General features: G+C 71.9%; 28 protein-coding genes. 10 read left to right on the top strand and 18 right to left on the bottom strand.

What is annotated here, in order from left to right:
* Positions 1-180: 180 nt before the first annotated feature.
* The 10 genes from AB0H52_RS11525 to AB0H52_RS11480 all read right to left on the bottom strand — a co-directional run bounded on the left by AB0H52_RS11525 (position 181) and on the right by AB0H52_RS11480 (position 9,454).
* Positions 181-1,257, bottom strand: coding sequence for an NAD-dependent epimerase/dehydratase family protein (locus AB0H52_RS11525; protein ID WP_151489923.1), 1,077 nt, complete (start codon positions 1,255-1,257; stop codon positions 181-183).
* A 122-nt stretch (positions 1,258-1,379) separates the two neighbouring features.
* On the bottom strand, positions 1,380-1,481 hold the full coding sequence (locus tag AB0H52_RS11520; protein ID WP_007465623.1) for an AURKAIP1/COX24 domain-containing protein: 102 nt from the start codon (positions 1,479-1,481) through the stop codon (positions 1,380-1,382).
* Between the two features lie 270 nt (positions 1,482-1,751).
* Positions 1,752-1,961: a helix-turn-helix domain-containing protein gene (locus AB0H52_RS11515; RefSeq protein ID WP_091079691.1), complete on the bottom strand. Its 210-nt coding sequence runs from the start codon at positions 1,959-1,961 to the stop codon at positions 1,752-1,754.
* 204 nt (positions 1,962-2,165) lie between these two features.
* Entirely contained in the window at positions 2,166-3,350 is a 1,185-nt protein-coding gene (locus tag AB0H52_RS11510; RefSeq protein WP_151489922.1) for an ABC transporter permease, read from the bottom strand.
* Positions 3,347-4,282 carry an ABC transporter ATP-binding protein gene (locus AB0H52_RS11505; protein WP_357946756.1) on the bottom strand — a complete coding sequence of 312 codons (936 nt, stop codon included), beginning with the start codon at positions 4,280-4,282 and terminating at the stop codon, positions 3,347-3,349. Before AB0H52_RS11505 ends, AB0H52_RS11510 begins: the two co-directional genes overlap by 4 nt.
* Positions 4,279-5,661 carry an efflux RND transporter periplasmic adaptor subunit gene (locus tag AB0H52_RS11500; RefSeq protein ID WP_151489920.1) on the bottom strand — a complete coding sequence of 461 codons (1,383 nt, stop codon included), beginning with the start codon at positions 5,659-5,661 and terminating at the stop codon, positions 4,279-4,281. Before AB0H52_RS11500 ends, AB0H52_RS11505 begins: the two co-directional genes overlap by 4 nt.
* Positions 5,662-5,703: 42 nt before the next feature.
* A complete protein-coding gene (locus AB0H52_RS11495; RefSeq protein ID WP_151489919.1) occupies positions 5,704-6,993 on the bottom strand; it encodes a hypothetical protein in 1,290 nt (429 codons plus the stop codon).
* A 63-nt stretch (positions 6,994-7,056) separates the two neighbouring features.
* Positions 7,057-7,632: a TetR/AcrR family transcriptional regulator gene (locus AB0H52_RS11490; protein ID WP_151489918.1), complete on the bottom strand. Its 576-nt coding sequence runs from the start codon at positions 7,630-7,632 to the stop codon at positions 7,057-7,059.
* Positions 7,625-8,425 (bottom strand): alpha/beta hydrolase, encoded by an 801-nt coding sequence (locus AB0H52_RS11485; RefSeq protein WP_225854488.1) that lies wholly within the window; start codon positions 8,423-8,425, stop codon positions 7,625-7,627. Before AB0H52_RS11485 ends, AB0H52_RS11490 begins: the two co-directional genes overlap by 8 nt.
* A gap of 108 nt (positions 8,426-8,533) precedes the next feature.
* Positions 8,534-9,454, bottom strand: coding sequence for a proline dehydrogenase family protein (locus tag AB0H52_RS11480; RefSeq protein WP_151489916.1), 921 nt, complete (start codon positions 9,452-9,454; stop codon positions 8,534-8,536).
* Between AB0H52_RS11480 and AB0H52_RS11475 the strand changes: the two genes are divergently transcribed.
* From AB0H52_RS11475 to AB0H52_RS11465, 3 genes are read left to right on the top strand one after another with little or no spacing between them, the layout of a single operon-like run.
* Entirely contained in the window at positions 9,453-9,833 is a 381-nt protein-coding gene (locus AB0H52_RS11475) for a hypothetical protein (RefSeq protein WP_357946751.1), read from the top strand. The genes AB0H52_RS11480 and AB0H52_RS11475 overlap by 2 nt on opposite strands.
* A gap of 1 nt (position 9,834) precedes the next feature.
* A complete protein-coding gene (locus AB0H52_RS11470) occupies positions 9,835-11,001 on the top strand; it encodes a glutathionylspermidine synthase family protein (RefSeq protein WP_151489915.1) in 1,167 nt (388 codons plus the stop codon).
* Positions 11,002-11,020: 19 nt separating this feature from the next.
* Entirely contained in the window at positions 11,021-11,608 is a 588-nt protein-coding gene (locus AB0H52_RS11465) for a CGNR zinc finger domain-containing protein (RefSeq protein ID WP_151489914.1), read from the top strand.
* 27 nt (positions 11,609-11,635) lie between these two features.
* Here the strand turns inward: AB0H52_RS11465 and AB0H52_RS11460 are convergent, their stop codons facing one another.
* Together AB0H52_RS11460 and AB0H52_RS11455 are read right to left on the bottom strand one after the other, a co-directional pair.
* Positions 11,636-12,442 (bottom strand): sugar phosphate isomerase/epimerase, encoded by an 807-nt coding sequence (locus tag AB0H52_RS11460; protein ID WP_151489913.1) that lies wholly within the window; start codon positions 12,440-12,442, stop codon positions 11,636-11,638.
* Positions 12,443-12,469: 27 nt separating this feature from the next.
* Complete coding sequence (locus AB0H52_RS11455; protein ID WP_151489912.1) at positions 12,470-13,414, bottom strand: Ppx/GppA phosphatase family protein; 945 nt, start codon at positions 13,412-13,414, stop codon at positions 12,470-12,472.
* 80 nt (positions 13,415-13,494) lie between these two features.
* Between AB0H52_RS11455 and AB0H52_RS11450 the strand changes: the two genes are divergently transcribed.
* Genes AB0H52_RS11450 through AB0H52_RS11440 form a run of 3 tightly spaced genes read left to right on the top strand, consistent with a single transcriptional unit; the run spans position 13,495 to position 14,911 of the window.
* Positions 13,495-14,292, top strand: coding sequence for a hypothetical protein (locus AB0H52_RS11450; protein WP_151489926.1), 798 nt, complete (start codon positions 13,495-13,497; stop codon positions 14,290-14,292).
* 35 nt (positions 14,293-14,327) lie between these two features.
* The gene (locus tag AB0H52_RS11445) at positions 14,328-14,528 is read left to right on the top strand and encodes a CopG family transcriptional regulator (protein ID WP_151489911.1); all 201 of its coding nucleotides are present in this window, start codon (positions 14,328-14,330) and stop codon (positions 14,526-14,528) included.
* Positions 14,525-14,911, top strand: a complete 387-nt coding sequence (locus tag AB0H52_RS11440) for a Fic family protein (RefSeq protein ID WP_225854486.1) — start codon at positions 14,525-14,527, stop codon at positions 14,909-14,911. The genes AB0H52_RS11445 and AB0H52_RS11440 overlap by 4 nt, the downstream gene beginning before the upstream one ends.
* A 10-nt stretch (positions 14,912-14,921) precedes the next feature.
* Here the strand turns inward: AB0H52_RS11440 and AB0H52_RS11435 are convergent, their stop codons facing one another.
* Positions 14,922-15,500 carry a TetR/AcrR family transcriptional regulator gene (locus AB0H52_RS11435; protein ID WP_151489909.1) on the bottom strand — a complete coding sequence of 193 codons (579 nt, stop codon included), beginning with the start codon at positions 15,498-15,500 and terminating at the stop codon, positions 14,922-14,924.
* Positions 15,501-15,981: 481 nt separating this feature from the next.
* Here AB0H52_RS11435 and AB0H52_RS11430 point away from each other — a divergent pair, with 481 nt between their 5' ends.
* Positions 15,982-16,560: an NAD(P)-binding domain-containing protein gene (locus AB0H52_RS11430; protein WP_151489908.1), complete on the top strand. Its 579-nt coding sequence runs from the start codon at positions 15,982-15,984 to the stop codon at positions 16,558-16,560.
* A 12-nt stretch (positions 16,561-16,572) separates the two neighbouring features.
* Here the strand turns inward: AB0H52_RS11430 and AB0H52_RS11425 are convergent, their stop codons facing one another.
* Positions 16,573-17,256, bottom strand: coding sequence for a response regulator transcription factor (locus tag AB0H52_RS11425; protein ID WP_151489907.1), 684 nt, complete (start codon positions 17,254-17,256; stop codon positions 16,573-16,575).
* Between the two features lie 24 nt (positions 17,257-17,280).
* Entirely contained in the window at positions 17,281-18,561 is a 1,281-nt protein-coding gene (locus tag AB0H52_RS11420; protein ID WP_151489906.1) for an ATP-binding protein, read from the bottom strand.
* A gap of 203 nt (positions 18,562-18,764) precedes the next feature.
* Between AB0H52_RS11420 and phoU the strand changes: the two genes are divergently transcribed.
* The gene (phoU, locus tag AB0H52_RS11415; RefSeq protein ID WP_151489925.1) at positions 18,765-19,418 is read left to right on the top strand and encodes a phosphate signaling complex protein PhoU; all 654 of its coding nucleotides are present in this window, start codon (positions 18,765-18,767) and stop codon (positions 19,416-19,418) included.
* Positions 19,419-19,469: 51 nt separating this feature from the next.
* Here phoU and AB0H52_RS11410 read toward each other — a convergent pair whose 3' ends face one another.
* Complete coding sequence (locus tag AB0H52_RS11410; RefSeq protein WP_007465667.1) at positions 19,470-20,237, bottom strand: phosphoglyceromutase; 768 nt, start codon at positions 20,235-20,237, stop codon at positions 19,470-19,472.
* A gap of 153 nt (positions 20,238-20,390) precedes the next feature.
* On the opposite strand from AB0H52_RS11410, the gene AB0H52_RS11405 reads away from it, so the two are divergent.
* Both AB0H52_RS11405 and AB0H52_RS11400 read left to right on the top strand, forming a co-directional pair.
* Positions 20,391-21,671, top strand: a complete 1,281-nt coding sequence (locus AB0H52_RS11405; protein ID WP_151489905.1) for an MFS transporter — start codon at positions 20,391-20,393, stop codon at positions 21,669-21,671.
* A gap of 45 nt (positions 21,672-21,716) precedes the next feature.
* A complete protein-coding gene (locus tag AB0H52_RS11400) occupies positions 21,717-23,000 on the top strand; it encodes an MFS transporter (protein WP_357946742.1) in 1,284 nt (427 codons plus the stop codon).
* Between the two features lie 393 nt (positions 23,001-23,393).
* On the opposite strand, the gene AB0H52_RS11395 is transcribed toward AB0H52_RS11400, so the two are convergent.
* Complete coding sequence (locus tag AB0H52_RS11395) at positions 23,394-24,293, bottom strand: hypothetical protein (protein ID WP_357946826.1); 900 nt, start codon at positions 24,291-24,293, stop codon at positions 23,394-23,396.
* A gap of 326 nt (positions 24,294-24,619) precedes the next feature.
* The gene (locus AB0H52_RS11390) at positions 24,620-25,135 is read right to left on the bottom strand and encodes a YbjN domain-containing protein (protein WP_151489902.1); all 516 of its coding nucleotides are present in this window, start codon (positions 25,133-25,135) and stop codon (positions 24,620-24,622) included.
* Between the last annotated feature and the right edge of the window lie 10 nt (positions 25,136-25,145).

Raw genomic sequence — 25,145 nt, 5'->3', positions numbered from 1 at the left:
GCCAAATCGGCCGCCGGCCGGTGTCCGTTGCGCCGCGCCGGCTCCGCGTCCAACGCGGGCGACTGCTGCGGTACGTCGAACCGGCCGATCCCCTGCGGGTCGCGCCCCTGCCCCGACCCGGTCATGACGCCACCTCGGTCCGCGGCTGCGGGGCCCGCACAACCGGCTGACTTCTCGCGCTCACGACGTCCGCTCCCGCACCGCGGCGCGGACCTGACGGATGCCGTCCAGGACCAGCTGCTCGGCAGCGGCCAACTGACTCCGGGTGACCACCACTCCGCCGTGGTGGGCGCGGATGAAGTCGTCGAAGGCCTCGGCGGTGGAACGGGGTGTGAAGCCGTACTCCTGCTCAAGGCGGGTGGTGTCGACGACGCGCCCGTGCACGAAGAGGTCGACCTGGTCCAGGCCGTACCTCCCGAAGCCCATGCTGCGGGCCAGCGCGGCGGCACCCGACAGCCCCGGCTCCAGCACCGGCACGGCCACCCGACCGGCGCGCCGGATCGCCTGGGACAGCGACAACACGCCCGGACCGGCGACGTTGTAGGTGCCGGGGTGATCCTCCACGATCGACCGGTGCAGCACCTCCAACGCGTCGTCGAAGTGCAGGAACTGCAACCGGGGGTCACGGCCGAAGACGGTCGGCACGAACGGCTGCGCGAAGTAGCGGGTCAACGTGGTGTCGGCCGTCGAGCCGATGAACGGGGCGAACCGCAGCACCGTCGCCGTGACGTCGGACCGTCGGCGGCGGAAGCCGCGAACGTACCCCTCGACGTCCAGGATGTCGCGGCCGAACCCGCCGCGCGGCACCTCGCGCGGCTCGGTCTCCTCGGTGAACACGGCCGGGTCCCGGAACGACACGCCGTACGCGGCGGTGGACGACCGGACCACGAGTTTGCGCAGCCGGGGTGCCCGTTGGCAGGCGGCGAGCAGCTGCATCGTGCCGATGACGTTCTGCTCCTTCATGCCGGACCGGCCGCCGTGCTGCGGGTCGGGGGCGCTGACCAGCGCGAGGTGCACCACCGCGTCGACGTCCAGGTCGGCGAGGAGACCGCCGAGTGAGCCGGCGTCGACGCGGATCCGTTCGACCCGGTCCAGCAGGTCGCTGAACTCGGCACCGGCCTCCGGGGCGTCCACCCCGATGACCCGCTCGATACGCGGGTCGGCGGCCAGCCGGGCCGCCACGTGAGCGCCCAGGTAACGGCTCACCCCGGTGACGACGACGACCCCCGGAGCACCTGAGGTGCTACCGGGGGTCATCTGACGCACCTACCCCGACAGGAGGGATCGAGCCGGGACGACCACGGCCTGATCACCTGAGCCTCCGGAGGTCGACAGTTTGGCAAGTGACGCCGGACGCCGGGCGCGAAGCCCGGCGGCGATCACTTGCCGAGACGGCGACGCTGGACGCGGGTCTTGCGCAGCAGCTTGCGGTGCTTCTTCTTAGCCATGCGCTTACGGCGCTTCTTGACCACCGAGCCCATACGACAGCCTTTCGATACAACGTGCGGGGCGGACCGGGTGACACCACGCAGGTGGCGACGGCGACCGCTTGCGGACAACGGACCGGACCAGTCTGGGCGGCGGGGCGCACCGGTGGGGTCTCGGTCGGGCTCCAGGGTAGCCGCAGAGCGTCAGCAGGACCAACGCGCCCCCGTCGATGCCGCTTTCGGTACGCGAGCGCGGGGCTCGCGAACGCGCTCCTCCTGCTCACCGATGCCCGTTACGTCGCACTCGATCCGGGAGCCGGTGGCTCAGGCGGTTTCCTGAAACGCGCCCCGGAGATACTCGTGTACGGCGTGCTCGGGCACCCGGAACGACCGGCCGACCCGGACGGCGGTCAGCTCGCCGCTGTGCACGAGGCGATAGACAGTCATCTTCGACACCCGCATGACCGTTGCCACCTCGGCGACGGTCAGGAACTTGACATCCGACAGCCGTCCGTCGGACTGCGACCCGGCCATGGCTCACCGACCCATCCCATGCCCGGCGCGTGCCAACCCGACGGATGCTCCGGGCCGGGCGGCGACGCGCGTGTTACCAGTACGGTAGCGGGGCCGCTGTGACCGGCGCGATCCCTTCGTACAACTGATCATGTTTTGGGTCGCCGGTTCACCCGATCCGTGCTCCCGGTACGTCCCCGCCCGCTCCGGTCGTCCGGTTGCCGCTCACTCGGCGCGCAGCGCGACCACCGGGTCGAGCCGGCCGGCGCGCTGCGCGGGGACCACGCCGAAAACGATGCCCACCGCCGCCGACACGCCGAACGCGAGCGCCAACGACCACCAGGTGATCGCCGCGGGGATCGGTGACAGCGCGTCCACCAGCAGCGCGGTGCCCACACCCAACGCCATTCCGGTCAGCCCGCCGATCGTGGTGAGCAGCACCGCCTCCAACAGGAACTGCACGCCGATGTCGCGGGGTCGGGCGCCGACGGCCTTGCGCAGACCGATCTCCCGGGTCCGTTCCCGGACGCTGACCAGCATGATGTTGGAGACGCCGACCCCACCGACGAGCAGCGAGATGCCGGCGATGGCCGCCAGCACGCCGGTGAGTACGCCGAGGATGTCGCCGAGCACACCGAGGATCTGCTGCTGGGTGACGGCGCTGAACTCGGTGTCCGGGTGTCGGCGGTTCAGCTCGGCGACGATCCGCTCGCCCAGTTCGTCGATCCGCTCCCGGTCCGGTGCCTTCACGGCGATGCCGTCCACCCGTTGGGTGCCCCAGAGCCGCTGCGCGGCCGTCACCGGCACGTGCACCTCGTCGTCGCGGTCGACGCCGAGGCTCTGCCCGAGCGGCGCGAAGACGCCGATGACCCGGAACCGTACGCCGGCCAGCGTCACCTGCTGGCCGAGCGGATCCCGGTCCGGGAACAGCGCCCGGGCCACCGAGTCGCCGAGCACCGCCACCCGCCGGCTGGTGTCCACGTCCGTGCCGGTGAGGTAGCGGCCCCGGGCCAGCGAGCGGGTGAACACCGTCGGGGTCGTCTCCAGCACGCCCTGCACGGTGGTGAAGTCGGAGCGGGCACCGGCGCGCGCGGTCGCCCCGGAGGCGACAGTGACCGCGACCCGCTCCGGATCGCCGACCACCCGGGTCACCGCGTCCACGTCCTTGAGGGTCAACGGCGAGACCACCGGCGCGGTGCCCACCTCGATCTTGCCGGGGACGACCAGCAGCAGGTTGGAGCCGAGCCCCTCGACCTGCTGTTCCACCTGCTGCTTGGTGCCGGTGCCGATGGCCACCAGCAGCACCACCGAGGCCACCCCGATGATCACGCCGAGCATGGTGAGCGCGCTGCGCAGTCGGTTGGCCCGGAGCGCGTCCAGCGCCACCCGCCACGCCTCGGCGACCCTCACGCCACACCTCCGGGCCGACCGACCTCGGCGCCACCCGGAGCGGGCTCCTGCGGAAGGCGCCCGGTGGCTCCGGCGGCGCCACCGGAGCCACCGGACGGGTGCCCCGGGCCGCTTCCGGAAACGGATCGGGGCTCCGCGCTGGGAGCGGGCACCAGTGTCTCAGGTCGATCGTGGTCGACGGACAGCGGTCGATCATGGGGGTCGTCGCTGTCCGTCACGACCACCCCGTCCCGCATGGTGATCCGGCGGGCGGCCCGGCCCGCCACCTCCTGGTCGTGGGTGACCATCACCAACGCGACACCGGACTCGGCGTTCAGCTGCTCCAGCAACTCCAGCACGGCGGCGCCGGTGACGCTGTCCAGGTTGCCGGTCGGCTCGTCGGCGAGCAGCACCGTCGGCTCGGTGACCAACGCTCGGGCGATGGCCACCCGCTGCTGCTCACCGCCGGACATCTGGTTGGGACGGTGGTCCAGCCGGTGCCCGAGGCCCACCCGGCCGAGCATCGCCGCCGCCCGTTCCCGGCGCTGCCGGGCCGGCACACCCCGGTAGACCAGCGGCAACGCCACGTTCTCCACCGCCGAGGTACGCGGCAGCAGGTGGAACGCCTGGAAGACGAAACCGATCGTCTCGTTGCGCAGGGTGGCCATCTCCGGCGGGGACAGGGCGTTGACGTCCCGTCCACCGATCACCAGCCGACCGCCGGTGGGCCGGTCCAGCCCGCCCAGCAGGTGCATGAGGGTGGACTTGCCGGAGCCGGACGGCCCGACCAGCGCCACGTAGTCACCCGGGTGCACGATCAGCGACACCCCGCGCAGCGCCTCCACCGACACACCGTCGAGCTGGTACGTCCGGGAGACGTCCACCGCCTCGACGGCCGGGACGCGTTCCGCCGTCGACCCGGCTTCCGGCCGGTCGCCGACCGGTCCCGTCACCGGACTTCCTGGCCGTCGCGGACCTGGTCGGTGCCGCGCACCACGATGCGGTCGCCGGGCTGCACGCCGTTGAGGATCTGCACCAGGTCCGATCCCTGGACACCCACGGTCACCGGTGCCCGGTCCGCCCTACCGTCGCGGACCACCCAGACGGCGTCCCGGCCGTCGGCGGAGAACACCGCCGAGGCGGGGACGGTGACCGCGTCGGCGGCCTCGCGTACCCGCAGGTGCACGATCGCGTTCATGCCGGGCCGGGGCGTCGGTGCCGGCTCGCCCTCGGCCAGCTGTCCCGCGCCGAGCGTGAGGCGTACCCGGTAGGTGACCCCGCCCTGCGCGGAGCTGGTGGGGAGCACGTCGACCGAGCGGACGGTGGCGTCGTAGCTGGCGGCGGTGACGGCGTCCAACTCGACCGTGGCGGTCACACCGGTTCGGACCAGCAGCACGTCGGTCTCGTCCACCTCGGCGAGCAGCCCCAGCTGCCCGGTGTCCACCACGGTCAGCACCGGCGTGCCGGCGGTGACCTGACCGCCGACCGCGACCGCGTCGTCGACCCCGGCCGGTGGCGCGCCCTGGCTGGGTGCCAGCACGGACGGGTCGATCCCGGCCCCACCCGCCTGCTCCAGCAGCCCGGCGAGGCCACCGTTCGCGCCCCCGCCGGCCCGGGTGCCGCCCGGCTGCACCACGCCGGCGATCGGGGCGCGCAGGGTCAACGCGTCGACGGTCGCCTTCGCCAGGTCGTACGCCTGCTGGGCCTGGAGCCGCTGCGCCGCGGAGAGCGCGCCGACGGCGGAGCTCAACCCGTTGATCCCCCGTTGCACCGCGCGGACGGCCGCGTCGGCGCTGCGCGCGGCGGCGGCGTACTGGCGCTGCGCCGACGTCACCTGGGTCAGCAGCGCGTCGCGCAGCTGCGGGTCGGCGATCTTCTCGGCGGCCGTGCGGGCGGCGTCGAACGCCTCGTCGGCGGCCTTGTCGGTGCCGCGCCGGCTGCCGGTCAGGTCTCCGGTGGAGGCGCCGCGACCGGCACGCTTCGCCGCGTCCAGCGCCTCCTTCGCCTGGCGCAGTCGCTGCTGCGCGGACGGCGAATCGACCACGGCCAGCACCTGACCCCGCTTCACCCGCTGTCCGGGTTGGACGCGCAGGCTGGCCAGGGTGCCGTCGGAGGAAGCGGTGAGGGTGGCGGCGGCCCGCGCGGTCACCGTTGCCGGGGCGTCGATCACCTCGGTCACCGGGTTGCGGGCCGCCGAGGCCAGCGCGACGGGCGGCTGATCGTCGCCGCAGGAGGCGGCCGTGGTGGCGGTGAGGACGGCGACGGCGGTCAGGGCGATGAGCAGGCGGGGCCGGATGGTGCTGGCCGGCCGGGGTGACTGAGGGCGGCGCACCCATCGATCGTACGGCGCACCGTCACCGCGGCCCCGCAGGCGTCAGGCGGCGGTGGCGCGGACGTACGCCACGCACTCGTCGTGCAGCGTCGACCACTGCTCGCCGAACGCCTGCCTGGCGGCGACGTCGAGCGTTCTGCGCTCGTGCACCACGGTCTTGAAGAAGGCGAGCACCCGCTGCGACCCGTACCGGTCGACGAGGTGCCGGACGGCGAGGTACCCGATGCCGTAGCTGCCCCCGACCCGCTCGGCGGAGGCGTCGTCGGCGGGGGTGACTCCGTCCAGTTGGCCGTCCCACCCGCCGCGGACCAGCTTCCGTACCTCGGCCAGCCCCTCGTACCGTTCCACCGGCCGGCCGCCCGCGCCCGCGAACTCGGCCAGCCCTTCGACGAGCCACCAGGTCAGCTTGCCCGGGTATCCGCGCTCCGGCAGGGACGCCGCATGGGTCAACTCGTGCCGGAGCAGCTCGTCGGCACCGCTGCTGGTCAGCCCTTCGGCGTTGAGCACGACCTCGTGGTGGCCGCCGCCCACGGTCACCGCGTAACCGCCGGTCCACTGTGGTCGACCGCCGCCGTACCAGCGCTGCCACTCGGTGCGACCCGCGTAGAAGATCCGGTAGCGATCGGGTGGTGAGCCGGCGGCCACGTACCCGTCGGCGACCCTGGCCGCCGCCTCCGCCTGGGTGAGCAGGCCGGGCAGTTTGGCACGCAGCGCCGGTGTGGTGGCGACGATGGTGCGCGGGCCGACCGCCACGGCCAGGTCGCTGATCTCCCACGGCCGGGTGCCGGTCTCGGCGGACTTGGACTCCTCCAAGGCGACCAGCAGCGGCTGGTCGCCGTTCTCCCGCCAGCGGGTGCCGATCAGCACCGGGCTGGGCTGGCAGCCCGGGGCCACGAAGCAGTACTGGAAGCGCACCAGCAGCCGCCACTCGCCCGCCTTGCCGACGACCGGCACGGGCAGGCCACTCGGTTCGGCCCGCCAGACGGTCACCTTGAGGGCGCGCAGCGCGGCGAAGCGGCGACGCAGGTCGGTGTGCGCGGCCGGTTCGGCGACGGCGAGGTAACCGGCCCGATCACCGCCGAGCAACGCGGAGGACTGGCGCCGGAGCTGGGCGGTCATCCGGTCGGACAGCCCACGGGCGACCGCGGTGGCCGGATCGTCTGTCGCCGGGGCCCCGATCCGACTGATCGTGGGGCGGCCACCGGCCTCGCGGACCACCCCCACCACCAGCAACGCCGGCAGGCCGCAGCCCAGGACCAGGACGATCACCACGAACGCCGTCCACAGCGGCCAGAGCCGCCGCGGTGCCGGGCGCTGCACCCCGTCAATCACTCGCCGAAGGGTACGACCATTCGTCCCATCGAGCGAGGCCGACCCCGTCCGGACGGGTACGGCTCACCCGGCGGCGGACGGCCACGATCGGAATGCCACATCCAGGCCGGCGACCAGTTGCTGGTACGAGCGGTCCACCTCGCGGGGCAGACCGAAACCCCCGGCGGCCTCCAGCGCGACGAATCCGTGCAGGGCGCTGCGCAGTGCCCGGGTCGCGTCGACCGCGTCGTCGTCGGTGAGCCCGTACCCGCGCAGCACCGCATAGATGGCGGCGACCGCCCGCGTCCCCGCCTCGACGTGCTCGGGGTCGGCCGGGTCGGGCACCCGCTGGGTCGCCGGGTAGCGGCCGGGGTGCCGGTGGGCGTAGTCGCGGTAGGCGTCGGCCATCGCCCGTAGCGCGTCCCCGCCGGCCCGACCGGCGGCGGCCGTGGTCAGCTCGGTGGCCAGCTCGGCGGTGGCCAGCGCGGAGAGCTTCTGGGCCAGTGCGTCGGCACCACGGATGTGCTTGTAGAGGCTGGGCAGCGCGACACCGAGCCGACTGGCGAGCGCCGCCAGGGTGAGCTGCTGGTAGCCGACCTCGTCGGCCAGCCGGGCCGCCTCCCGGACCAGGGTCTGCTGGTTGAGACCGACCCTAGGCATCGGCGCACACCGCCAGGAAACCGATCAGTTCCTCGGCCGTCCGCTGTGGCCGGTCGGCGTGCGGGTAGTGACCGGACTCCCCGATCATCCGGGCCTCGGCGGTGCGGTAGAGCCGGCGCGCGGCCCGCACCTCGGCACGCGGATCGGGGAAGTCCGGGTCCTTGTCGCCCATCAGCACCAGCACCGGTTGCCGCACCTGCGGGGCGCGGGCGGTCCAGTGCGGCTCGACCGGCCCGATCACACCGCGCGTCGCGGCCATCCGGCCAGCTTCGCGCAGGTTGGCCACCATCGACCGGCGGTACGCGTCGTCGTCGTCGGGCCGGTGCACCGGGAAGAGCGTCTTGTGGAACATCCCGAACAGTCGCGGGCTGCGCAGCACGGCACCCATCGCCAACCGCAGCAGCGGGTTGAGCTTCGGCTGACCGACGAAGGCGCCGATCTGCACGATGCCGGAGACCAGCTCGGGAGCGTCGGTGGCGGCGAAGACCACCGCCGCCGCGGCCGACGAGCTGCCGACCAGCACGGCCCGCCCGGCGTCCAGGTCGCGGACGACGGCCAGCAGGTCGGCGCCGACCTCCGCCGGGGCGTACGTGGGCCAGCCGACGCTGGACTCTCCGTGCCCCCGGACGTCCACCGAGGCGACCCGGTGACCGGCGGCCACCAGCAGGGGCACGAGGTGGCGGAAGCTCGCCCTGTTCTCCCCCATGCCGTGCGCGAGGACGACGAGCGGCCCGTCGCCGTGCACCTCGTAGGCGATGTGTCCACCGTCCCGCCGGACCAAGCTAGTTGTCATAGCCATAAAGCTATTCCACTTAGCCAACGCCGTCAAGCCCCGGACCTACGCGACGGGCCGGCGGCGGCCCGAGGGGTCGCCGCCGGCCCGTCAGCCGATCGGTCGGGGTTACTTCTTGGAGATCAGGGCGCGGCCGAAGAAGACCAGGTTGGCCGGGCGCTCGGCGAGGCGGCGCATCAGGTAGCCGTACCACTCGTCGCCGTACGGGACGTAGGTGCGCACGGTGTAACCCTCGCCGGCCAGCCGGGCCTGCTCCTCCGGGCGGATGCCGTAGAGCATCTGGAACTCGAAGCGCTCCGGCCCCCGGTCGAACCAGCGCGCCCGGTCCTCACCGATGGCGATCATCCGGGGATCGTGGGTCGCCAGCATCGGATAGCCGTCGCCGGACATCAGGATGTTCATGCAGCGCACGTACGACTTGTCCACCTCACGGGTCGACTGGTACGCCACCGACTCCGGCTCCTTGTAGGCGCCCTTGCACAGCCGGACCCGCGAACCGGCGGAGGACAACTCCCGGCAGTCCGACTCGGTCCGGCGCAGGTACGCCTGGAGCACCGCGCCGGTCGACGGGAAGTCCTTGCGCAGCTTGCCCAGCACCTCCAGCGTCGAATCGGTGGTGGTGTGGTCCTCCATGTCCAGGGTGACGGTGGTGCCCGCCGCGTCGGCGGCCGCGCAGATCGCCCGCGCGTTGTCGTACGCCAACTGCTCGTCGAACAGCTGACCGAGGGCGGACAGCTTGACGCTCACCTCGGCCGCCGGGGTGAGACCCGCGCCGGCGAGCATCTTGAGCAACCGCAGGTACTCGTCCCGGGTGGCGGTGGCCTGCTCGGGGGTGACGGTGTCCTCGCCCAGGTGGTCGAGGGTGACCGCCAGACCGTCGTCGACGAGCCCGCGGGTCGCGCGCAACGCGTCGTCGGTGGCGGCGCCGGCGACGAACCGGCGTACGACGTCCCGGGTGAACGGGGCGGTCGCGACGAGCCGCTCGACCTGGGATGACCGGGAGGCGGCGAGGATGACGGAACGGAGCATGAACCGAGCGTATCGCCCCTGCCAGGGGCCCCGCCGAGGGGCAGCCGAGGCACCTCGGCAGCGGGGCGGGGCGGCGGCGGTGGCGTCGATCGGCTACAACGATGCCGTGGACCAACGCCCCCGCCGCCGGCTCCGGTCGGCCTCCGTGCAGCTCGGCGCGCTCACCGCTCTCGCGCTCGCCCTCTCCGGCTGCAATATGACCTCGGACGACGACGATGACGACGACTGCGCCCTCGGGCCGGTCGGTGGCGGTGAGACGGTCGCGCTGGCGATGCTGGTCGCCGCGCCGGCCGGGGGCAGAGCCGCCCCGGAGCCGACCACCGCGGCCCTGCCCGAGCGCGGCGGGTTCGGCACCCACCTCGCCTCCTGCGGCGGCTGAGGTGCGCCGCGAGACGGTCACTCCGCGACCCGACTGGGACGCCACCATCCGGTCCCAGGGGCTCGTCTACGTCGACACCGAGCTGCCCGACGGCGGGATCATGTCGTACTGGGACGAGACCGCCGCGTACGCCTTCGACCTGGACGAGGTGCTGCGGCTGGAGGAGGCCACCGAGGAACTGCACCGGATGTCGGTGGCCGCCGCCGAGCACGTCGTGGCGCAGCGCCGGTACGCCGAATTCGGTATCCCGGAGTGGGCGGCCGAGGCGGTGGCCCGGTCGCTGCGCGAGGCGCCACCCACCCTCTACGGGCGCTTCGACCTGGCGTACGACGGCACCTGGCCGCCGAAGATGCTGGAGTACAACGCGGACACCCCCACCGCACTGGTCGAGGCGAGCATCATCCAGTGGTACTGGCTGGAGCAGACCCGACCCGAGCTGGACCAGTGGAACAGCCTGCACGAGCGGCTGGTCGGCGCCTGGGCCAAGATCGGGGCCGGGCTGCACGACCCCCGGGTGCACGTGCTCTGGTCGAACGAGGAGGAGTCCGGCGAGGACCACATGACCGCCGGCTACCTCGCCGAGACCGCCCGGCAGGCCGGACTGAGCGTCGAGCTCCAGCCCATCCAGGAGATCGGCTGGGACGGCCGGCGCTTCGTCGACGCCGACGACCGCCCGGTGACCACCTGCTTCAAGCTCTACCCGTGGGAGTGGATGCTGGCCGAGCCGTACGGGCCGGCGGCGCTGGCCCCGGGCACGCCGACCACCTGGATCGAGCCCGCCTGGAAGCTGCTGCTGTCCAACAAGGCGCTGCTCGCGGTCCTCTGGGAGCTGTACCCCGGCCACGAGTACCTGCTCCCGGCGTACCTCGACTCGCCGCGCGGCATGACGGAGTACGTGGCCAAGCCGCTGCTCGGCCGGGAGGGCGGCTCGGTACGCATCGTCACCGCCGACGAAGAGATCACCAACCCGGGGATCTACGGCGACGAGGGCTGGTGCTACCAGGAGTTCCGGGCGTTGCCGCAGTTCGCCGGCAATCGGATGGTGCTGGGCAGCTGGATCGTCGACGGCGAGTCGGCCGGCGTGGGGGTACGGGAGAGCGCCAGCCTGATCACCGACGGCTACGCGCGGTTCCTGCCGCACTACATCGACGCGCCACGCGCCCCGTGAGTCGTCTACCGTTGGGGGCGTGAACTTCGACGCGTACGCCCGGACCGGCGTTGACCTGGTCAACGCCCGCCTGGACGACCTCGACGACCTGCGGGCCCTCTTCCCCGACGACAACGCCTGGATGCGCGACGAGGTCGCGGAACGGGACGTCGTGATTTTCCGGCGGGCACAGAAGCGGCTGCGTGACGTCTTCGAGTACGGCACCTCGGGGCGCGACGCCCAGGCGGTCACCGAGCTGAACGCGTTGCTCGAGGCGTTCCCGGTCCAGCCGCGCATCTCCGGGCACGACTCCAGCGACTGGCACATGCACGTGACCAGCCGAGGCGCGTCGGTCAGCGCCGAATACCTGGCCGGCGCCGTGTGGGGGCTGTCGGTGTGGCTCTGCGAGTACGGCAGCGCCCGTTTCGGGGTGTGCGCCGACGAGCGGTGCGGCAACGTCTACCTGGACACGTCGTCCAACTGCTGCCGGCGGTTCTGCTCGGAGCGCTGCGCGACCCGTTCGCACGTGGCGGCGCACCGGGCCCGCAAGCGGGCCGCCGTGGGCGAGCAGGTGACGGTGGCCGCTCAGCCGACCGCCGGCGCCGACTCGCTCACCACGGTCAGCTGACGCCGCCGCCCGGCCCGTTCCGGGCGGTCAGGCGTCGACCGGGGACGGTGCCGTGAGGTGCTGTCGGGCGAACTCCAGCGCGGCGCGCAGGTCCGCCTCGCGTACCGCGCGGCTCTTCGCGCCCCGCGTCGCGACCTCCACCGCCACCGCCCCGGTGAATCCGCGCCCGGCCAGCGACGAGAGCAGCTCACCGCAGGGCTGCGTGCCGCGCCCGGGCACCAGGTGCTCGTCGCGGCCCTCGCCGGTGCCGTCGCCGAGGTGCACGTGGGCCAGCCCCGCGCCCATCCGGTCGGCCATCTCGAGGGGGTCGCTGTGCGAGGCCGCGCAGTGCGACAGATCCAGGGTGTACGACGGGTAGCCGGTGTCGGTGGGATCCCAACCGGGGACGTACGGCACGAACTGCCGGCCCGCCATCCGCACCGGGTACATGTTCTCCACCGCGAAGCGCAGCCCGGGAAACCGGTCCGCGACCGTGGCGAGACCCTCGGTGAAGCCCCGCGCGTAGTCGCGCTGCCAAGTGAACGGCGGGTGCACCACCACCGTCGGCGCTCCCAGCGTCTCGGCCAGCTCGGCGGCCCTGCGCAGCCGCTCCCACGGGTCGGGGCTCCACACCCGCTGGGTGACCAGCAGGCAGGGCGCGTGCACCGAGAGCACCGGCACGCCGTAGTGCGCGGACAGGCCGCGCAGGGCACCCGCGTCCTGGCTGACCACGTCGGTCCAGACCATCACCTCGACACCGTCGTACCCGAGCGCCGCGGCCAGTTGGAACGCCGCCGCGGTCGGCTCGGGGAAGACCGACGAGCTGGACAGAAGCACCGGAACGCGGGAAGTCACATCAGCCAGGGTAGCCCGGAGACGCGATCAGATCGGTTCGAGTTGATCGAGTCGACGGAGGATGACGCCCTCACGCAGCGCCCACGGGCAGATGTCCAGCGAGTCCAGATCCAGGCGACGCATCACCGCCTCGGCGACCACGGCACCGGCCAGCAGCTGGTGCGCCCGGCCGGTGCTGACCCCCTCCAGCTCCATCAACTGGGCCGGCGGGATGTGCCGGATGAAGCCGATGACCTGCCGCAAGCCGGCTCGGGTCAGGCTCCGCCGCACCCACAGGCCCGCGCCGGACGGTGCCGCCCCGGCCAGTCGGGCCAGGGTGCGGAACGTCTTCGAGGTGGCCACCGCCCGATCCCAGCCCACCTCGGTCATCTGGTCGACCACCTTGTCCAGCCGGCCGTCGACGTACTCCCGCAGCTTGTCGACGGCCTCGGCGGACGGCGGCGCCGAGCTGGCCGGGTCGACCCGCAGCCGCTCCCGGGTCAGGCGCCCGGCACCGAGCGGCAGCGAGACCGCGACGTCCGGGTCCTCGTCGATCCCGGCGGCGATCTCCAGGGAGCCACCGCCGATGTCCAGCACCAGCAGCCGCCCCGCCGACCACCCGAACCAGCGCCGCACGGCCAGGAAGGTCATCCGCGCCTCGTCCGCGCCGGAGAGCACCGCGAGACGTACGCCGGTCTCGTCACGGACCCGGGCGAGCACGTCGGCCGCGTTGGTGGCGTCGCGCACCGCCGAGGTGGCGAACGCGATCAGGTCGTCGGCGTCCAGTCCGGCGGCGGCCGTCTTCGCCATGCCCACGGCCTTGACCAGGCCGTCCGCACCCGCCTCGGTGAGCGCTCCGTCGGGGCCGATCTGCTCGGCCAGCCGGAGCACCACCTTTTCCGAGTGCGCCGGCCACGGGTGTGCGCCGTGGTGCGCGTCCACCACCAGTAGGTGCACCGTGTTGGATCCGACGTCGAGTACTCCCAGCCGCATGGTGAAGACCCTAGGTGCAACTCGTTTGCGCGGCTCGCCGGCCCGCGGACGTCACCGCGCGTACGCTGGGCCGGGTGACGATGGAGCTCCGCGTGCTGGTGGACGATCCGGGCGACCCGCGCAGCCGTGAGGTGCCACTGGACTTTCCCCGGGAGTGGATCGAGTTCGCCGACCCGGCGGACGAGACTCACCTGATCCGGGCCGACCTGACCTGGCTGCTCTCCCGCTGGACGTGCATCTTCGGCAAGGGCTGCCACGGCATCATCGCCGGTCGGTCCGCCGACGGGTGCTGCTCGCACGGGGCGTTCTTCACCGACTCGGACGACGAGAAGCGGGTCCGCAACGCCGTCAAGCTGCTCACCCCGTCGACCTGGCAGCACTTCCGGCGCGGGTTCAAGAGCTGGACCGACGAGGACACCATCGACGGCAAGAACCCGGCCCGTCGCACCGCCACCCAGGGCACCGAGGGGCCGTGCGTGTTCCTCAACGACGCCGACTTCGCCGGCGGGGGCGGCTGCGCGCTGCACGCCCAGGCGCTGCGTGACGGCGTGCACCCACTGGAGTACAAGCCGGACGTCTGCTGGCAGCTGCCGATCCGGCGGGACCAGGAGTGGGTCAAGCGACCGGACAACACCAAGGTGCTGGTCTCCACGCTGTCGGAGTTCGATCGGCGCGGCTGGGGTTCCGGCGGGCACGACCTGGACTGGTGGTGCACCTCCTCGACGGACGCGCATGTCGGCACCGAGCCGATGTACCTGTCGTACGGGCCGGAGCTGACCGCCCTGATCGGCGCGGCGGCGTACGAGCGGCTGGCCGAGCTGTGCGCGGCCCGGGTCAAGCAGGGCATGGTAGCCCCGCACCCCGCCGACGACGTCTAACCGATCTTGGTAGCAAGGTTGCTATCATTCGCCGTATGGCCATGACGCTCCGCCTCGACGACGATCGTGAACGGCAACTCCGCCTCGTCGCGGACGAGGAGGCCCGGTCGATGCACGCCGTCGTTGTCACCGCGATCGACGACTACCTGGCCCGGCGCAACGCCAAAGAGTTCGGCGACCTCACGGACGAGATCATCGAGCGCCACTCGACACTGCTCGCCCGCCTGGCCGAATGATGACCGAGGTCCGTTACCCCACACTCGCCGACGTGGCGGGCATCGCCCGCAAGCTCGGCGTCGGGATCAGGGACGTCGGCCTCGTGGAGTCCGCGGTGGCTCGACCGAAGACGAGTGTGTTCGGAGATGACGCCTACCCCGATCTGTGGACCAAGTCGGCGGCGCTGCTGCACTCACTGGTCAACAACCACCCGTTCATCGATGGCAACAAGCGCATCGGTTGGATCGTGGCCATCGCCTTTCTGCTCCAGAATCGCGCGATCACCGTCGCCCAACTCGGTCAGACCGACCAGGACGTGGCGTATGACCTGGTCATCAGCGTGGCGGAGAGTCGCGTGACGGAGGTCGCCGAGATCGCCGTCGCGGTGCGCAAGCTGTTCTGAGCGCGGTGGGTCAGCGCAGGGCGGCGTCGACCAGCGTGCGGGCGCTGCGCCGGGCCACCTCGGCGATCACCGGGTCGCCGTCCAGCACGCCGCTGGCGAGCCCGCCGTCGAGCAGCAGGGTGAGCTGTCGGGCGAGCAGTTCCGGTTCGGCAGCGCCGGCCTGCCGGGCCAGCTCGGTCACCCAGGCGCGGACCACGGTCTTGTGCTCGACCGTCCGGGCGTGCACCGGCCCGCCCGCAGGTGACTCGGCGGCGGTGTTGATGAACGCGCAGCCGTGGTATCCGTCCCGGCGACAGGCGCCGACCAACGCGTCGAACATCCCGACCAACTGGTCGCGCGGTTCGTCGCCGGCGTCCCGGGCCGCCGCCCGCAACGCGCCGAACCACGTCTGGTCGACCCGATCGAGGTACGCCAGCACGAGATCGTCCTTACGCGGGAAGTGCTTGTAGAGCGTCGCTTTCGCCACGCCCGACTCGGCGATCACCGTGTCCACGCCGACGCCGCGCGGCCCGTGCGCGTAGAACAGCCGGAACGCGGTGTGCAGGATCCGGTCCCGGGCCGAGCCGGCCGGGGTGCGGGGCGCGGGCATCGGTTCTCCCTCGATCTGCTGGTATCGGGCCGATCCTATAGACAGCTCCGTCTGTAAATCCCACCGCGTCAACGGCCGACCACGCCCGGGCGTGGCTCGCCTGGCTTTCCACCGCCCTTGGCGCGTCCACTGTCCGGCCCTGGGTGCACTCCCCGCAGCCTGTAGAGCTGCCCCGGATATGGGGCGGACCCTTCGACGTGGACAGCACGGACAGCACGGACAGCACGGGCTCCAGTTCTCCTGGAGCAGCCACACACGTGACCCGCCCCACTTCTGGGGCAGCTCTACAGGCCGCGGAGGGCACCACCCCAGCCGTCGGCCATAACCCCACCCGGCACGGCACGGCACGGCACGGCACGGCACGGCACGTGGCCTTGATGCGCACGATGCTGCTCACGAGGCAGCAGTAGACAGACCCGTCTGTTAGCCTGCTGGCACTCGACACGAGTCCACTCGGCACACCGACGGAGGATCGATCGACATGCGTATCGCAGTTCTCGGAACCGGCTCGGTCGGGCAGGCGATCGCCGCTCGCACGGCGGAGCTGGGCCACCAGGTCACCATCGGCACCCGCGACGTCGCGGCCCTGCGGACCGGCGCACAGGCCGCCTGGGTGGCGCAGCACCCCGAGGTCGACCTAGCCACCCTGGCCGACGCCGCCAGCGCCGCCGAGCTGGTGGTGAACGCCACAAACGGCAACGGCTCGCTCCCCGCCCTGACCGCGGCCGGCGCACCGAACCTGGCCGGCAAGGTCCTGCTCGACATCGCCAACCGCGAGTTTCCGCAGGCCAAGGTGGTCAAGTCGCTCAACACGATGACCGCCGAGCTGATGGTGCACCCGCGGCAGCTCGCCGACGGCGCGCACAGCGTCTTCGTGTCCGGCGACGACGCCGAGGCCAAGCGGATCGTCACCGGGCTGCTCATCAGCTTCGGGCACACCGACGTGATCGACCTCGGCGACCTCTCCACCGCACGAGGCACCGAGATGCTGCTGCCGCTCTGGCTCCGGCTCTACGGCCGGCTCGACACCGCGATCTTCAACATCAAGGTCGTCCGCTGAGAGGTACGCGGATCACGGTTCGAACTTGTAGCCCAGACCCCGCACGGTGACGATGAAACGCGGTGCGGACGGCTCCGGCTCGATCTTGGAACGCAGGCGCTTGACGTGCACGTCCAGCGTCTTGGTGTCACCGACGTAGTCGGCGCCCCAGACCCGGTCGATGAGCTGACCACGGGTCAGCACCCGGCCGGCGTTGCGCAGCAGCAGCTCCAGCAGCTCGAACTCCTTCAACGGCAACTGCACGGCACCGCCGTCCACGGTCACCACGTGCCGCTCGATGTCCATCCGGACGGGCCCGGCCGCGAGCGTCGGTGCGCCCGCGTCGGCCACCTCCGGGCTCTGCCGGCGCAGCACCGCCCGGATCCGGGCGACCAGCTCACGGGGCGAGTACGGCTTGGTGACGTAGTCGTCGGCGCCGATCTCCAGGCCGACCACCTTGTCGATCTCGCTGTCCCGGGCGGTGACCATGATGATCGGAACGGCCGACCGCTGCCGGAGCTGCCGGCAGACCTCGGTCCCCGACATCTCGGGCAACATCAGGTCGAGCAGCACGATGTCGGCACCGGTCCGGTCGAACTCGGTGAGGGCATCGGTGCCGGTCGCAGCGACCGAAACCTCAAAGCCCTCCTTGCGGAGCATGTACGACAAGGCGTCGGAGAACGACTCCTCGTCCTCGACCACGAGAACGCGGCTCAAGGGGGATTTCCTTTCCATGTGCTGTCAGACCTGCCGTAGCTCGGCCGGACCGGGCTCGATCCCAACCGGCGGCAGTGTCGCCAGCAGGTCGTCCGGTGGACTTGCGGGCAACCGGAGGGTGAACGTCGATCCACCACCAAGAGTGCTCGACACCTCGACCCGTCCGCCATGGTTGCTCGCGATGTGTTTGACGATGGCCAGGCCGAGCCCGGTGCCACCGGTGGAACGCGAGCGGGCCTGGTCGGCCCGGTAGAACCGTTCGAAGATCCGGTCCACGTCGGTCGGGGCGATACCGATGCCCTGGTCGGCGACCGCGATCTCGACGTGTTCGTCGCCCTGTCGCAGGGTGACCCGTACCACCGTGTCCTCGCCCGAGTAGTTGATGGCGTTCTCCACCAGGTTCGCCACCGCCGTGGCGAGTTGGGTCTCGCTGCCGTACACGGTGAGGCCGCGCTCGCCGTCCACCGTCACCTCGACGCCCCGGGCGGAGGCCGTGGTGCGGGTCCGGTCGACCACCTCGGCGATCACCCAGTCCAGCGCGACCGGCTCCGCCGGCGGCTGCGGCTCGGCGCCCTGCAACCGGGTCAGCTCCAGCAACTCCTGCACAAGCCGGCCCAGGCGGGTCGACTCGTGCTGGATACGTTCGGCGAACCGGCGGGCGGCCACCAGGTCCTCGGAGAGGTCGGGTGCCGCCGCCTCGGCCGGCTCGGTGGCGTCCAGCAACGCCTCGGCGAGCAGTTGGAGCGCACCGATCGGGGTCTTGAGCTCGTGGCTCACGTTGGCCACGAAGTCACGTCGCACCCGGGCCAGTCGGTGCGACTCGGTCACGTCGACCGCCTCCACCGCGATGAACCCGTTGCCGATGCCCATCGCCCGCAGGTGCACGCCGAGCGGGTTCTCCCCCGCGCTGTCGCGGCCCCGGGGCAGGTCCAGCTCGATCTCGCGCCGGACGCCGGTGCGTCGCACCTGGCCGGCGAGGGTACGGATCAACGGGTGCGCGGCGATCGTGCCCGGGGCGCTGCCGGTGCGCAGCAGACCCATCGCGCGGGCGGCCGGGTTGATGAGCACGGGCACGTCATCGTTGTCCAGCACCACGACACCGGCCCGGAGTGAGTCGATCGTCCGGCGGCCGAGCCCGGCCTGCTGCTCGTCGGCTATCGCGAGCCTCCCCCTGCTCCAGCGAGAGCTTGCGCTCCCCGTCGACGTGGAACGCTCCCGCGCCGGCAGGAACCGGGGCAGCACGAGCCCGGCGGCCAACCCGGCCACCAACGCCACAGCCACCACGACCGCCACCGCCCACTCCACCCGGCGATCGTAGGGTCATTGTTAACCTGGCTACCACACAGACCGGGACGAACCACCCGCACTTCGAGGAATGTTCACCCCCACGTCTGGCGTCGTTCACCGTGGTTCATCCGTGGTCCGTCCGCGCCACCTACCGTTGGCGTCGCACCTGCTCACCACTGCGCCGGCACCTCGTCGGCGGTGACCGACCACAGGACGTGATGATGCGCGACGAGTTCCGGGCCGACCTCCAGATCGTCAGCCAACTGCTGGTGGACATGGCGGAGGGCGTCCGCGCCGCCATGCGCCAGGCCACCCGGGCCCTGCTCACCGCCGACCGGCAGGCCGCCGAGACGGTCATCGAGCGGGACGCCGAGATCGACGACCTCTACCGACACGTCGAGGAGCGGGTCTGCGACCTGCTCGCCCGGCAGGCACCGGTCGCCTCCGACCTGCGTGCCATGATCACCGCACTGCACGTCGCCGCCGACCTGGAGCGGATGGGTGACCTCGCCGACCATGTGGCGAAGACGGCTCTGCGCCGGCACCCCTCCCCCGCCGTACCGGCGGAGCTGCGGACGGTCTTCACCGAGATGTCCGAGATCGCCGACCGGATGGCGGCGAAGATCGGCTCGGTGCTGGCGAAGCCCGACGCCGACCTCGCCGGCGAGCTGGACCGCGACGACGACGCGATGGACGAGCTGCACAAGAGCCTGTTCTCGGTGCTGCTCGGCGACGACTGGCCGTACGGGGTGGAGACGGCGATCGACGCCACCCTGCTGGGCCGCTTCTACGAGCGCTTCGCCGACCACGCGGTCAACGCCGGCGAGCACGTGATCTTCCTGATCACCGGTGAGAACAAGCCCGCCAGCATCTGACCCGAACAGCAGAAAGGGCCTCGGCGGTTGCCGAGGCCCTTTCTGCTGCGCTCAGCGGCCCTGGTTGGCGACCGCGGCGGCCGCTTCCTTTGCCGCCGTCGGGTCGAGGTAGGTGCCGCCCAGGGTGAGCGGACGCAGCTGCGGGTCGAGGTCGTAGCGCAGCGGGATGCCGGTCGGGATGTTCAGCTTGGCGATCGCCTCGTCGGAGATCTGGTCGAGGTGCTTGACCAGGGCTCGCAGCGAGTTGCCGTGCGCGGCCACCAGCACCGTCCGGCCGGCCAGGATGTCCGGCACGATCGAGTCGTACCAGTAGGGCAGCATCCGCTCGACGACGTCCTTGAGGCATTCGGTACGCGGCATCAGCTCGGTCGGCAGCAGCGCGTACCGCGGGTCGCCGACCTGCGACCACTCGTCGTCGTCGGCGATCGGCGGCGGCGGGGTGTCGTACGAGCGACGCCAGAGCATGAACTGCTCCTCGCCGTACTCGTCCAGGGTCTGCTTCTTGTTCTTGCCCTGCAGGGCGCCGTAGTGCCGCTCGTTGAGCCGCCACGACCGGCGTACCGCGATCCAGTGCCGGTCGGCGGCGTTCAGCGCCAACTCGGCGGTGCGGATCGCCCGGCGCATCACGCTGGTGTGCACGACGTCCGGCAGCAGGCTGTGCTCGCGCAGCAGCTCGCCGCCGCGCCGTGCCTCACCCTCGCCCTTTTCGGTCAGGTCGACGTCCACCCAGCCGGTGAAGAGGTTCTTGGCGTTCCAGTCGCTCTCACCGTGCCGCAGCAGGACCAGCGTCCCGACGGTGGGCCCCTCGCTCGCAGTCATGCGGATCATCCTGCACCAACCGCGCGCGGGACACGCGGGCACCCGTCGTGACGACCACCACGTGAAAAAGCTGATGACCTGCGAATCCGGCCAGCACTAGGGTTGTAAGGCGCTGTAGTCACATCGGTCATTACTTGCAAGCGGGGGCACCACATGCGGACGATGCGGAGTTGGTTCCGGGACACCACCGGCGGCCTGCCGACCACCTTCTGGTACCTGTGGACCGGCACCCTGATCAACCGGCTCGGCTCGTTCGTGCTCGTCTTCCTCGCCATCTACCTGACCCAGGAACGCGGCTTCTCGGCCTCCCAGGCCGGCCTGGTGCTCGGGCTGTGGGGCGTCGGCGGCGCGGTCGGCACCACCGCTGGCGGCACCCTCGCCGACCGGTGGGGCCGCCGGCCCACGCTGCTCACCGCGCACGTCGGCGCTGCCGCCATGCTGCTCGCGCTCGGGCTGGCCCGGAGCCTCTGGGCAATCGCGCTGGGCGCCCTACTGCTCGGCATGTTCGCTGAGGCGGCCCGGCCCGCGTACAGCGCCATGATGATCGACGTGGTGCCGGCGAAGGACCGATTGCGCGCGTTCTCGCTCAACTACTGGGCGATCAACCTCGGCTTCGCCTGCGCCGCCGTCCTCGCCGGCCTCGCCGCGCAGGCGGACTACCTGCTGCTGTTCGTGGTCGACGCCGGCACCATGCTGATCACCGCGCTGATCCTCTTCACCCGGGTGCCGGAGACCCGGCAGACCGGGCCGGCCGCCGCGGCGACGACGCAGGCCCCGCGCGGCGCCCTGCGGACGATCCTCACCGACCGGGTCTACCTCGGTTTCGTGGCGCTGAACCTGTTCGCCTCGCTGGTCTTCCTCCAGCACATCTCGATGCTGCCGATCGCCATGGCGGACGACGGTCTCAGCCCCACCACCTACGGCTCGGTGATCGCGCTCAACGGCGTCCTGATCGTGGCGGGCCAACTCTTCGTGCCTCGACTGATCCGGGGCCGGAGCCGCTCGCACGTGCTGGCGCTGGCCGCCGTGGTGATGGGCGTCGGCTTCGGGTTGACCGCGTTCGCCGGCACCCCCTGGCTCTACGGCCTGACCGTGCTGATCTGGACGGTCGGCGAGATGCTGAACTCGCCGTCCAACTCGACCCTGATCGCCGAGCTGTCACCGGCCGAACTGCGGGGTCGCTACCAGGGCGTCATCTCCCTCTCCTGGCAGATCGCGGGCGCCGGCGCGCCGATCCTCGGCGGCCTGGTGCGCGAGCACGCCGGCAACGACACGCTCTGGTTCGCCTGCGCCGTGATCGGCGCCCTGACGGCGGTGGCGCACCTGGTGTCGGGGCCGGCCCGGGAGCGGCGCGCCGCCGAACTTCGCCGCTCGGGCGAGGCATTGGCACCGGTCCGCACCCGGGCGGCGCAGCCCGCCGAAGCGGTCGCCTGACCGCGGTCCGGCTACTGTTAGGAAGCTGAACTGTCAGGAGGTCGGGTGCGGGCCCTACGCCGTTGGTGGGACGACACTGCCGGTGGACTCCCCGCCACCTTCTGGTACCTGTGGTCCGGCCTGCTCATCAACCGTGCCGGCGCGTTCGCGATGCTCTTCCTGTCGCTCTACCTCACCGACGCGCGCGGAGCCAGCGAGGCGGTGGCCGGCACGGTCGTCGGCGCGTACGGGGCCGGCGGGGCGGTCGGTGTGCTGCTCGGCGGGGTGTTGGCCGACCGGTGGGGCCGTCGGGCCACCCTGCTCGCCGCGCACCTCGTCACCGCCGGCCTGATGGTGGCGCTGGCGTTCAGCCGGCCCCTCGTGCTGATCGCGGTGCTCTCCGCACTGGTCGGTGTCGTGCACTCGATGCCCAGCCCGGCCTTCGTCGCGGCGATCGTCGACGTGGTGCCCGCGCAGCGCCGCTCCCGCGCGTTCAACCTCCAGTTCTGGGCGTTCAACCTGGGCATGGCGGTCGCCTCGCTGCTCGCGGGGGTGCTGGCCGAGGCCAGCTTCACCGCGCTGTTCCTCGTCGACGCGGGCGCCACCCTGACCGCCGCCGCCGTGATCGGCTGGAAGGTGCCGGAGACCCTGCGCCGCGCCGCGCCGACCGTCGACCTGGGGCCACCTGCCGAGTCCGGCCGGTGGCGGCGTCCCGGCCTGCACACCGCGCTCACCGACCGGACGTTCCTGGTCTTCGTCGGGCTCACCTTCGTGCTGGCCGTACTCACCCTGCAGACCTCGACGATCATGCCGCTGGCCATGCGGTCGGACGGCCTGGGCCCGTCGGCGTACGGAATGGTGGTCGCACTCGGCGGCGCGCTGATCGTGCTCGGGCAACTGTTCGTGCCCCGGCTGATCGACCGGCACCGCAAGGACGTCGTGCTGGCGGTCTCCACCGCTCTGCTCGCGCTCGGTTTCGGCGTCCTCGCTGTCGCGGACGACCTCGCGGTCTACCTCGGCGCCGCCGTCGTCTGGACGGTCGGGTCGATGCTGGCCGCCCCACCCAACGCCCAGATCAACGCCGACCTGGCACCGCCGCACCTACGGGCTCGCTACCAGTCGGTCTTCTACCTGACGTTTCCGGCGGCCGCGTTCGTCGCACCCACGCTCGGCGGCGTCAGCCTGCAGCACCTCGGCGACCGGCACTGGCTGATCGTGGGCGGCCTGGGCCTGCTGGCCGCACTGGGCCACCTGCTCGCCGGACCACCCCGGGAGCGACACGTCGCCGCGCTGCGCCGGGCCGCCGGCCGGGAGCCGAGCGCACCCGCCGACCGCGTCCCGGCCGGATGAACCGACCAGACAGGCCATTGGGGTACGCACAGCGCAAAGCGCCCACCACGTCCCGAAGGTCATGGTGGGCGCCCGCCGGTGGGGCCGGCGGCGGCGGGCAACACTCACCCCCGTAAGCATCGCCCGCTCACGCCGCCGGTCCAAACAGGTGGGCACCGTCCCCCAACGGTTTGTCCACCCGTCCCCTCGCACCTCGCCTGGTGCGCGGATCTGTTCGATCCGCCGCTCCCCCGAACGTTTCCAAGCGTGGCGCGGTGCAATAAAGTTAGTTCGCCCGGATTCTGGATTCAACCCAGAATGGCTGTCTCGCCCATCACAACTGGCGGGTATCCCCAGTTCGAGCCTCGGTCTCCGGCAACAGCCGCATACCCCTGCGGCATTCCCACAAACACCTCAGCCGTCCTCCCGATCGGGTGACTCGGTACGGAAGAAGTTGCTCTGCCGACCGTCACGCATCTGCTCCTGATAGATCAGGTTCAGCCGTCGCAGGTCGAACGTGTAAAACCACTCATCCCAGGTGATTTCGCGGATCCGGCTGCTTTCCCGGTACCCGGGGATGTTGAACGTCAGCACCCCGGCCCGGCCATCCCGCTCGGTGCCGGCAATCGTCGCCGGTTTCGCCCCGCGCTCCCGCGCCCAACGCTGGATCACCTCGTGGTTCGCGGTGATCAGGCTACGCCCCGGCCGCTCCGGTCGATCCGCGATCGACGCCATCACCTGCGAACTACGGACCGACCGGCCGGTACCCCGCCCGGTCCGGATCCCACCGGCTGCCGTTGCGCCGGTCGACCGGGTCGGCGCCGCCCGCTTCGCCGCCGGCCGCGCCGGGGCCTTCTTCGCCGGCGCCTTCCGCGCGGGCGCGGTGTGGGCCGTCGCTGTCGTGCGCGCGGCAGCCGTCTTCCGGGCGGCCGTCGACCTGCGCGCAGCCGCCGACGTCGTGCTCTTCCGCGCCGCCGTCGTCTTCCTGGCCGGCGTGGTCTTGGACGCCGTCGTGGTCTTCCTGGCCGCCGTGGTCTTCCTGGCCGGCGTGGTCTTGGCCGCCGTGGTCTTCTTCGCCGCCGTGGTCTTCCTGGCCGGCGTGGTCTTGGCCGCCGTGGTTCTCTTGGCGGCAGCCGTCTTCTTGGCCGCGGCCCGCTTCGCGGGGGCGCTCTTGTTCGCCGGCGCGGCCTTCGCGCGACTCGGCGCCGGTCGTGCCGCCGCCTTCTTCGTCGCGGCGGCACGACCGGCCGACGCCCTGCTGCCGGTGGCCCGACCCGCCGGGCCGGTGCTGCGCCGGCCCGCACCGGAACGCAACGAGCGCACCAACTGCTTCACCAGGTCGGGCTTACGCAGGGCCGAGATCCCGGTTACCCCGCGTTTGCGTAGCTGCCCGCGGATGTCGTCCACCCGCATCCGGGAGATCTCCGTCTCGGAGACGCCGGGAGTACCCGGCGTCTGGTTGCCCGTCTGTCGCTTCGTCCTGGTCGCCGTTGCGCCGCGACCTGAGCTGTTCCGCTGAGCCATGGGACGCTCCGCTCCTTGACACTCCGCCATCGGCACGCGGGGGTCCCTTGCCGCACCGCGCGGTGCGGCATACCCGTCAGGGGCACTCCGAACCACCAGCCGCAGGCCAGATGCGGTCAGGACGGGTCGGGGCCGGCACCGGAAGGCTCGAACAGGTGGGCGAACGCGGCCAGATTCGCGGTCGACTCACCGCGCTTGACCCGCCACTCGTACTCGCGCCGGATGGAACTGCCGAAGCCGATCTCCAACATGGTGTCGAAGGACTCGTCGGCGTACGTGAGCACCGCCCCGAGCAGCCGGTCCAACTCGTCGGCGTCCACCCCCGCCGGGTTGACCCGCCCGGTCAGGTACACGTCGCCGACCGCGTCGGTGGAGAACGAGACGCCGTACATCCGGGCGTTGCGCTGCAACAGCCAGGCCCACAGCTCCTCACGCCGCTCGTCCGGCTGGCGCATCACGAACGCCTCGACCCGCAGCGCGTGCTCACCGACGATCAGGTTGCAGATGGTCTTGAGCTTGTGGGTGCCCGGCAGGGTCACCGCGTACGAGCCGGGACCGGTCGACTCCCAGGCCAGGTCCCGCTCGTCGCAGACCGACTCGATAAGACTCGCAAGATCGCTCTTCGGGCTCACCGGGCCACTC

The sequence above is a fragment of the Micromonospora sp. NPDC050695 genome, assembly GCF_040654415.1.
In the GTDB taxonomy this organism is placed as follows: domain Bacteria; phylum Actinomycetota; class Actinomycetes; order Mycobacteriales; family Micromonosporaceae; genus Micromonospora.
Note: the sequence above shows the minus strand (reverse complement) of the source record. Positions and strands in the feature narration are given on the sequence as shown.

Coding starts and splice junctions, on each gene's coding strand:
- AB0H52_RS11435 (WP_151489909.1), bottom strand. CDS start 15,500: ATGCCCGCGCCCCGCACCCCGGCCGGCTCGGCCCGGGACCGGATCCTG.
- AB0H52_RS11525 (WP_151489923.1), bottom strand. CDS start 1,257: ATGACCCCCGGTAGCACCTCAGGTGCTCCGGGGGTCGTCGTCGTCACC.
- AB0H52_RS11485 (WP_225854488.1), bottom strand. CDS start 8,425: ATGACAACTAGCTTGGTCCGGCGGGACGGTGGACACATCGCCTACGAG.
- AB0H52_RS11445 (WP_151489911.1), top strand. CDS start 14,328: ATGGCCATGACGCTCCGCCTCGACGACGATCGTGAACGGCAACTCCGC.
- AB0H52_RS11410 (WP_007465667.1), bottom strand. CDS start 20,237: ATGACTGCGAGCGAGGGGCCCACCGTCGGGACGCTGGTCCTGCTGCGG.
- AB0H52_RS11490 (WP_151489918.1), bottom strand. CDS start 7,632: ATGCCTAGGGTCGGTCTCAACCAGCAGACCCTGGTCCGGGAGGCGGCC.
- AB0H52_RS11440 (WP_225854486.1), top strand. CDS start 14,525: ATGATGACCGAGGTCCGTTACCCCACACTCGCCGACGTGGCGGGCATC.
- phoU (WP_151489925.1), top strand. CDS start 18,765: ATGCGCGACGAGTTCCGGGCCGACCTCCAGATCGTCAGCCAACTGCTG.
- AB0H52_RS11480 (WP_151489916.1), bottom strand. CDS start 9,454: ATGCTCCGTTCCGTCATCCTCGCCGCCTCCCGGTCATCCCAGGTCGAG.
- AB0H52_RS11450 (WP_151489926.1), top strand. CDS start 13,495: ATGGAGCTCCGCGTGCTGGTGGACGATCCGGGCGACCCGCGCAGCCGT.
- AB0H52_RS11475 (WP_357946751.1), top strand. CDS start 9,453: ATGAACCGAGCGTATCGCCCCTGCCAGGGGCCCCGCCGAGGGGCAGCC.
- AB0H52_RS11455 (WP_151489912.1), bottom strand. CDS start 13,414: ATGCGGCTGGGAGTACTCGACGTCGGATCCAACACGGTGCACCTACTG.
- AB0H52_RS11515 (WP_091079691.1), bottom strand. CDS start 1,961: ATGGCCGGGTCGCAGTCCGACGGACGGCTGTCGGATGTCAAGTTCCTG.
- AB0H52_RS11405 (WP_151489905.1), top strand. CDS start 20,391: ATGCGGACGATGCGGAGTTGGTTCCGGGACACCACCGGCGGCCTGCCG.
- AB0H52_RS11430 (WP_151489908.1), top strand. CDS start 15,982: ATGCGTATCGCAGTTCTCGGAACCGGCTCGGTCGGGCAGGCGATCGCC.
- AB0H52_RS11520 (WP_007465623.1), bottom strand. CDS start 1,481: ATGGGCTCGGTGGTCAAGAAGCGCCGTAAGCGCATGGCTAAGAAGAAG.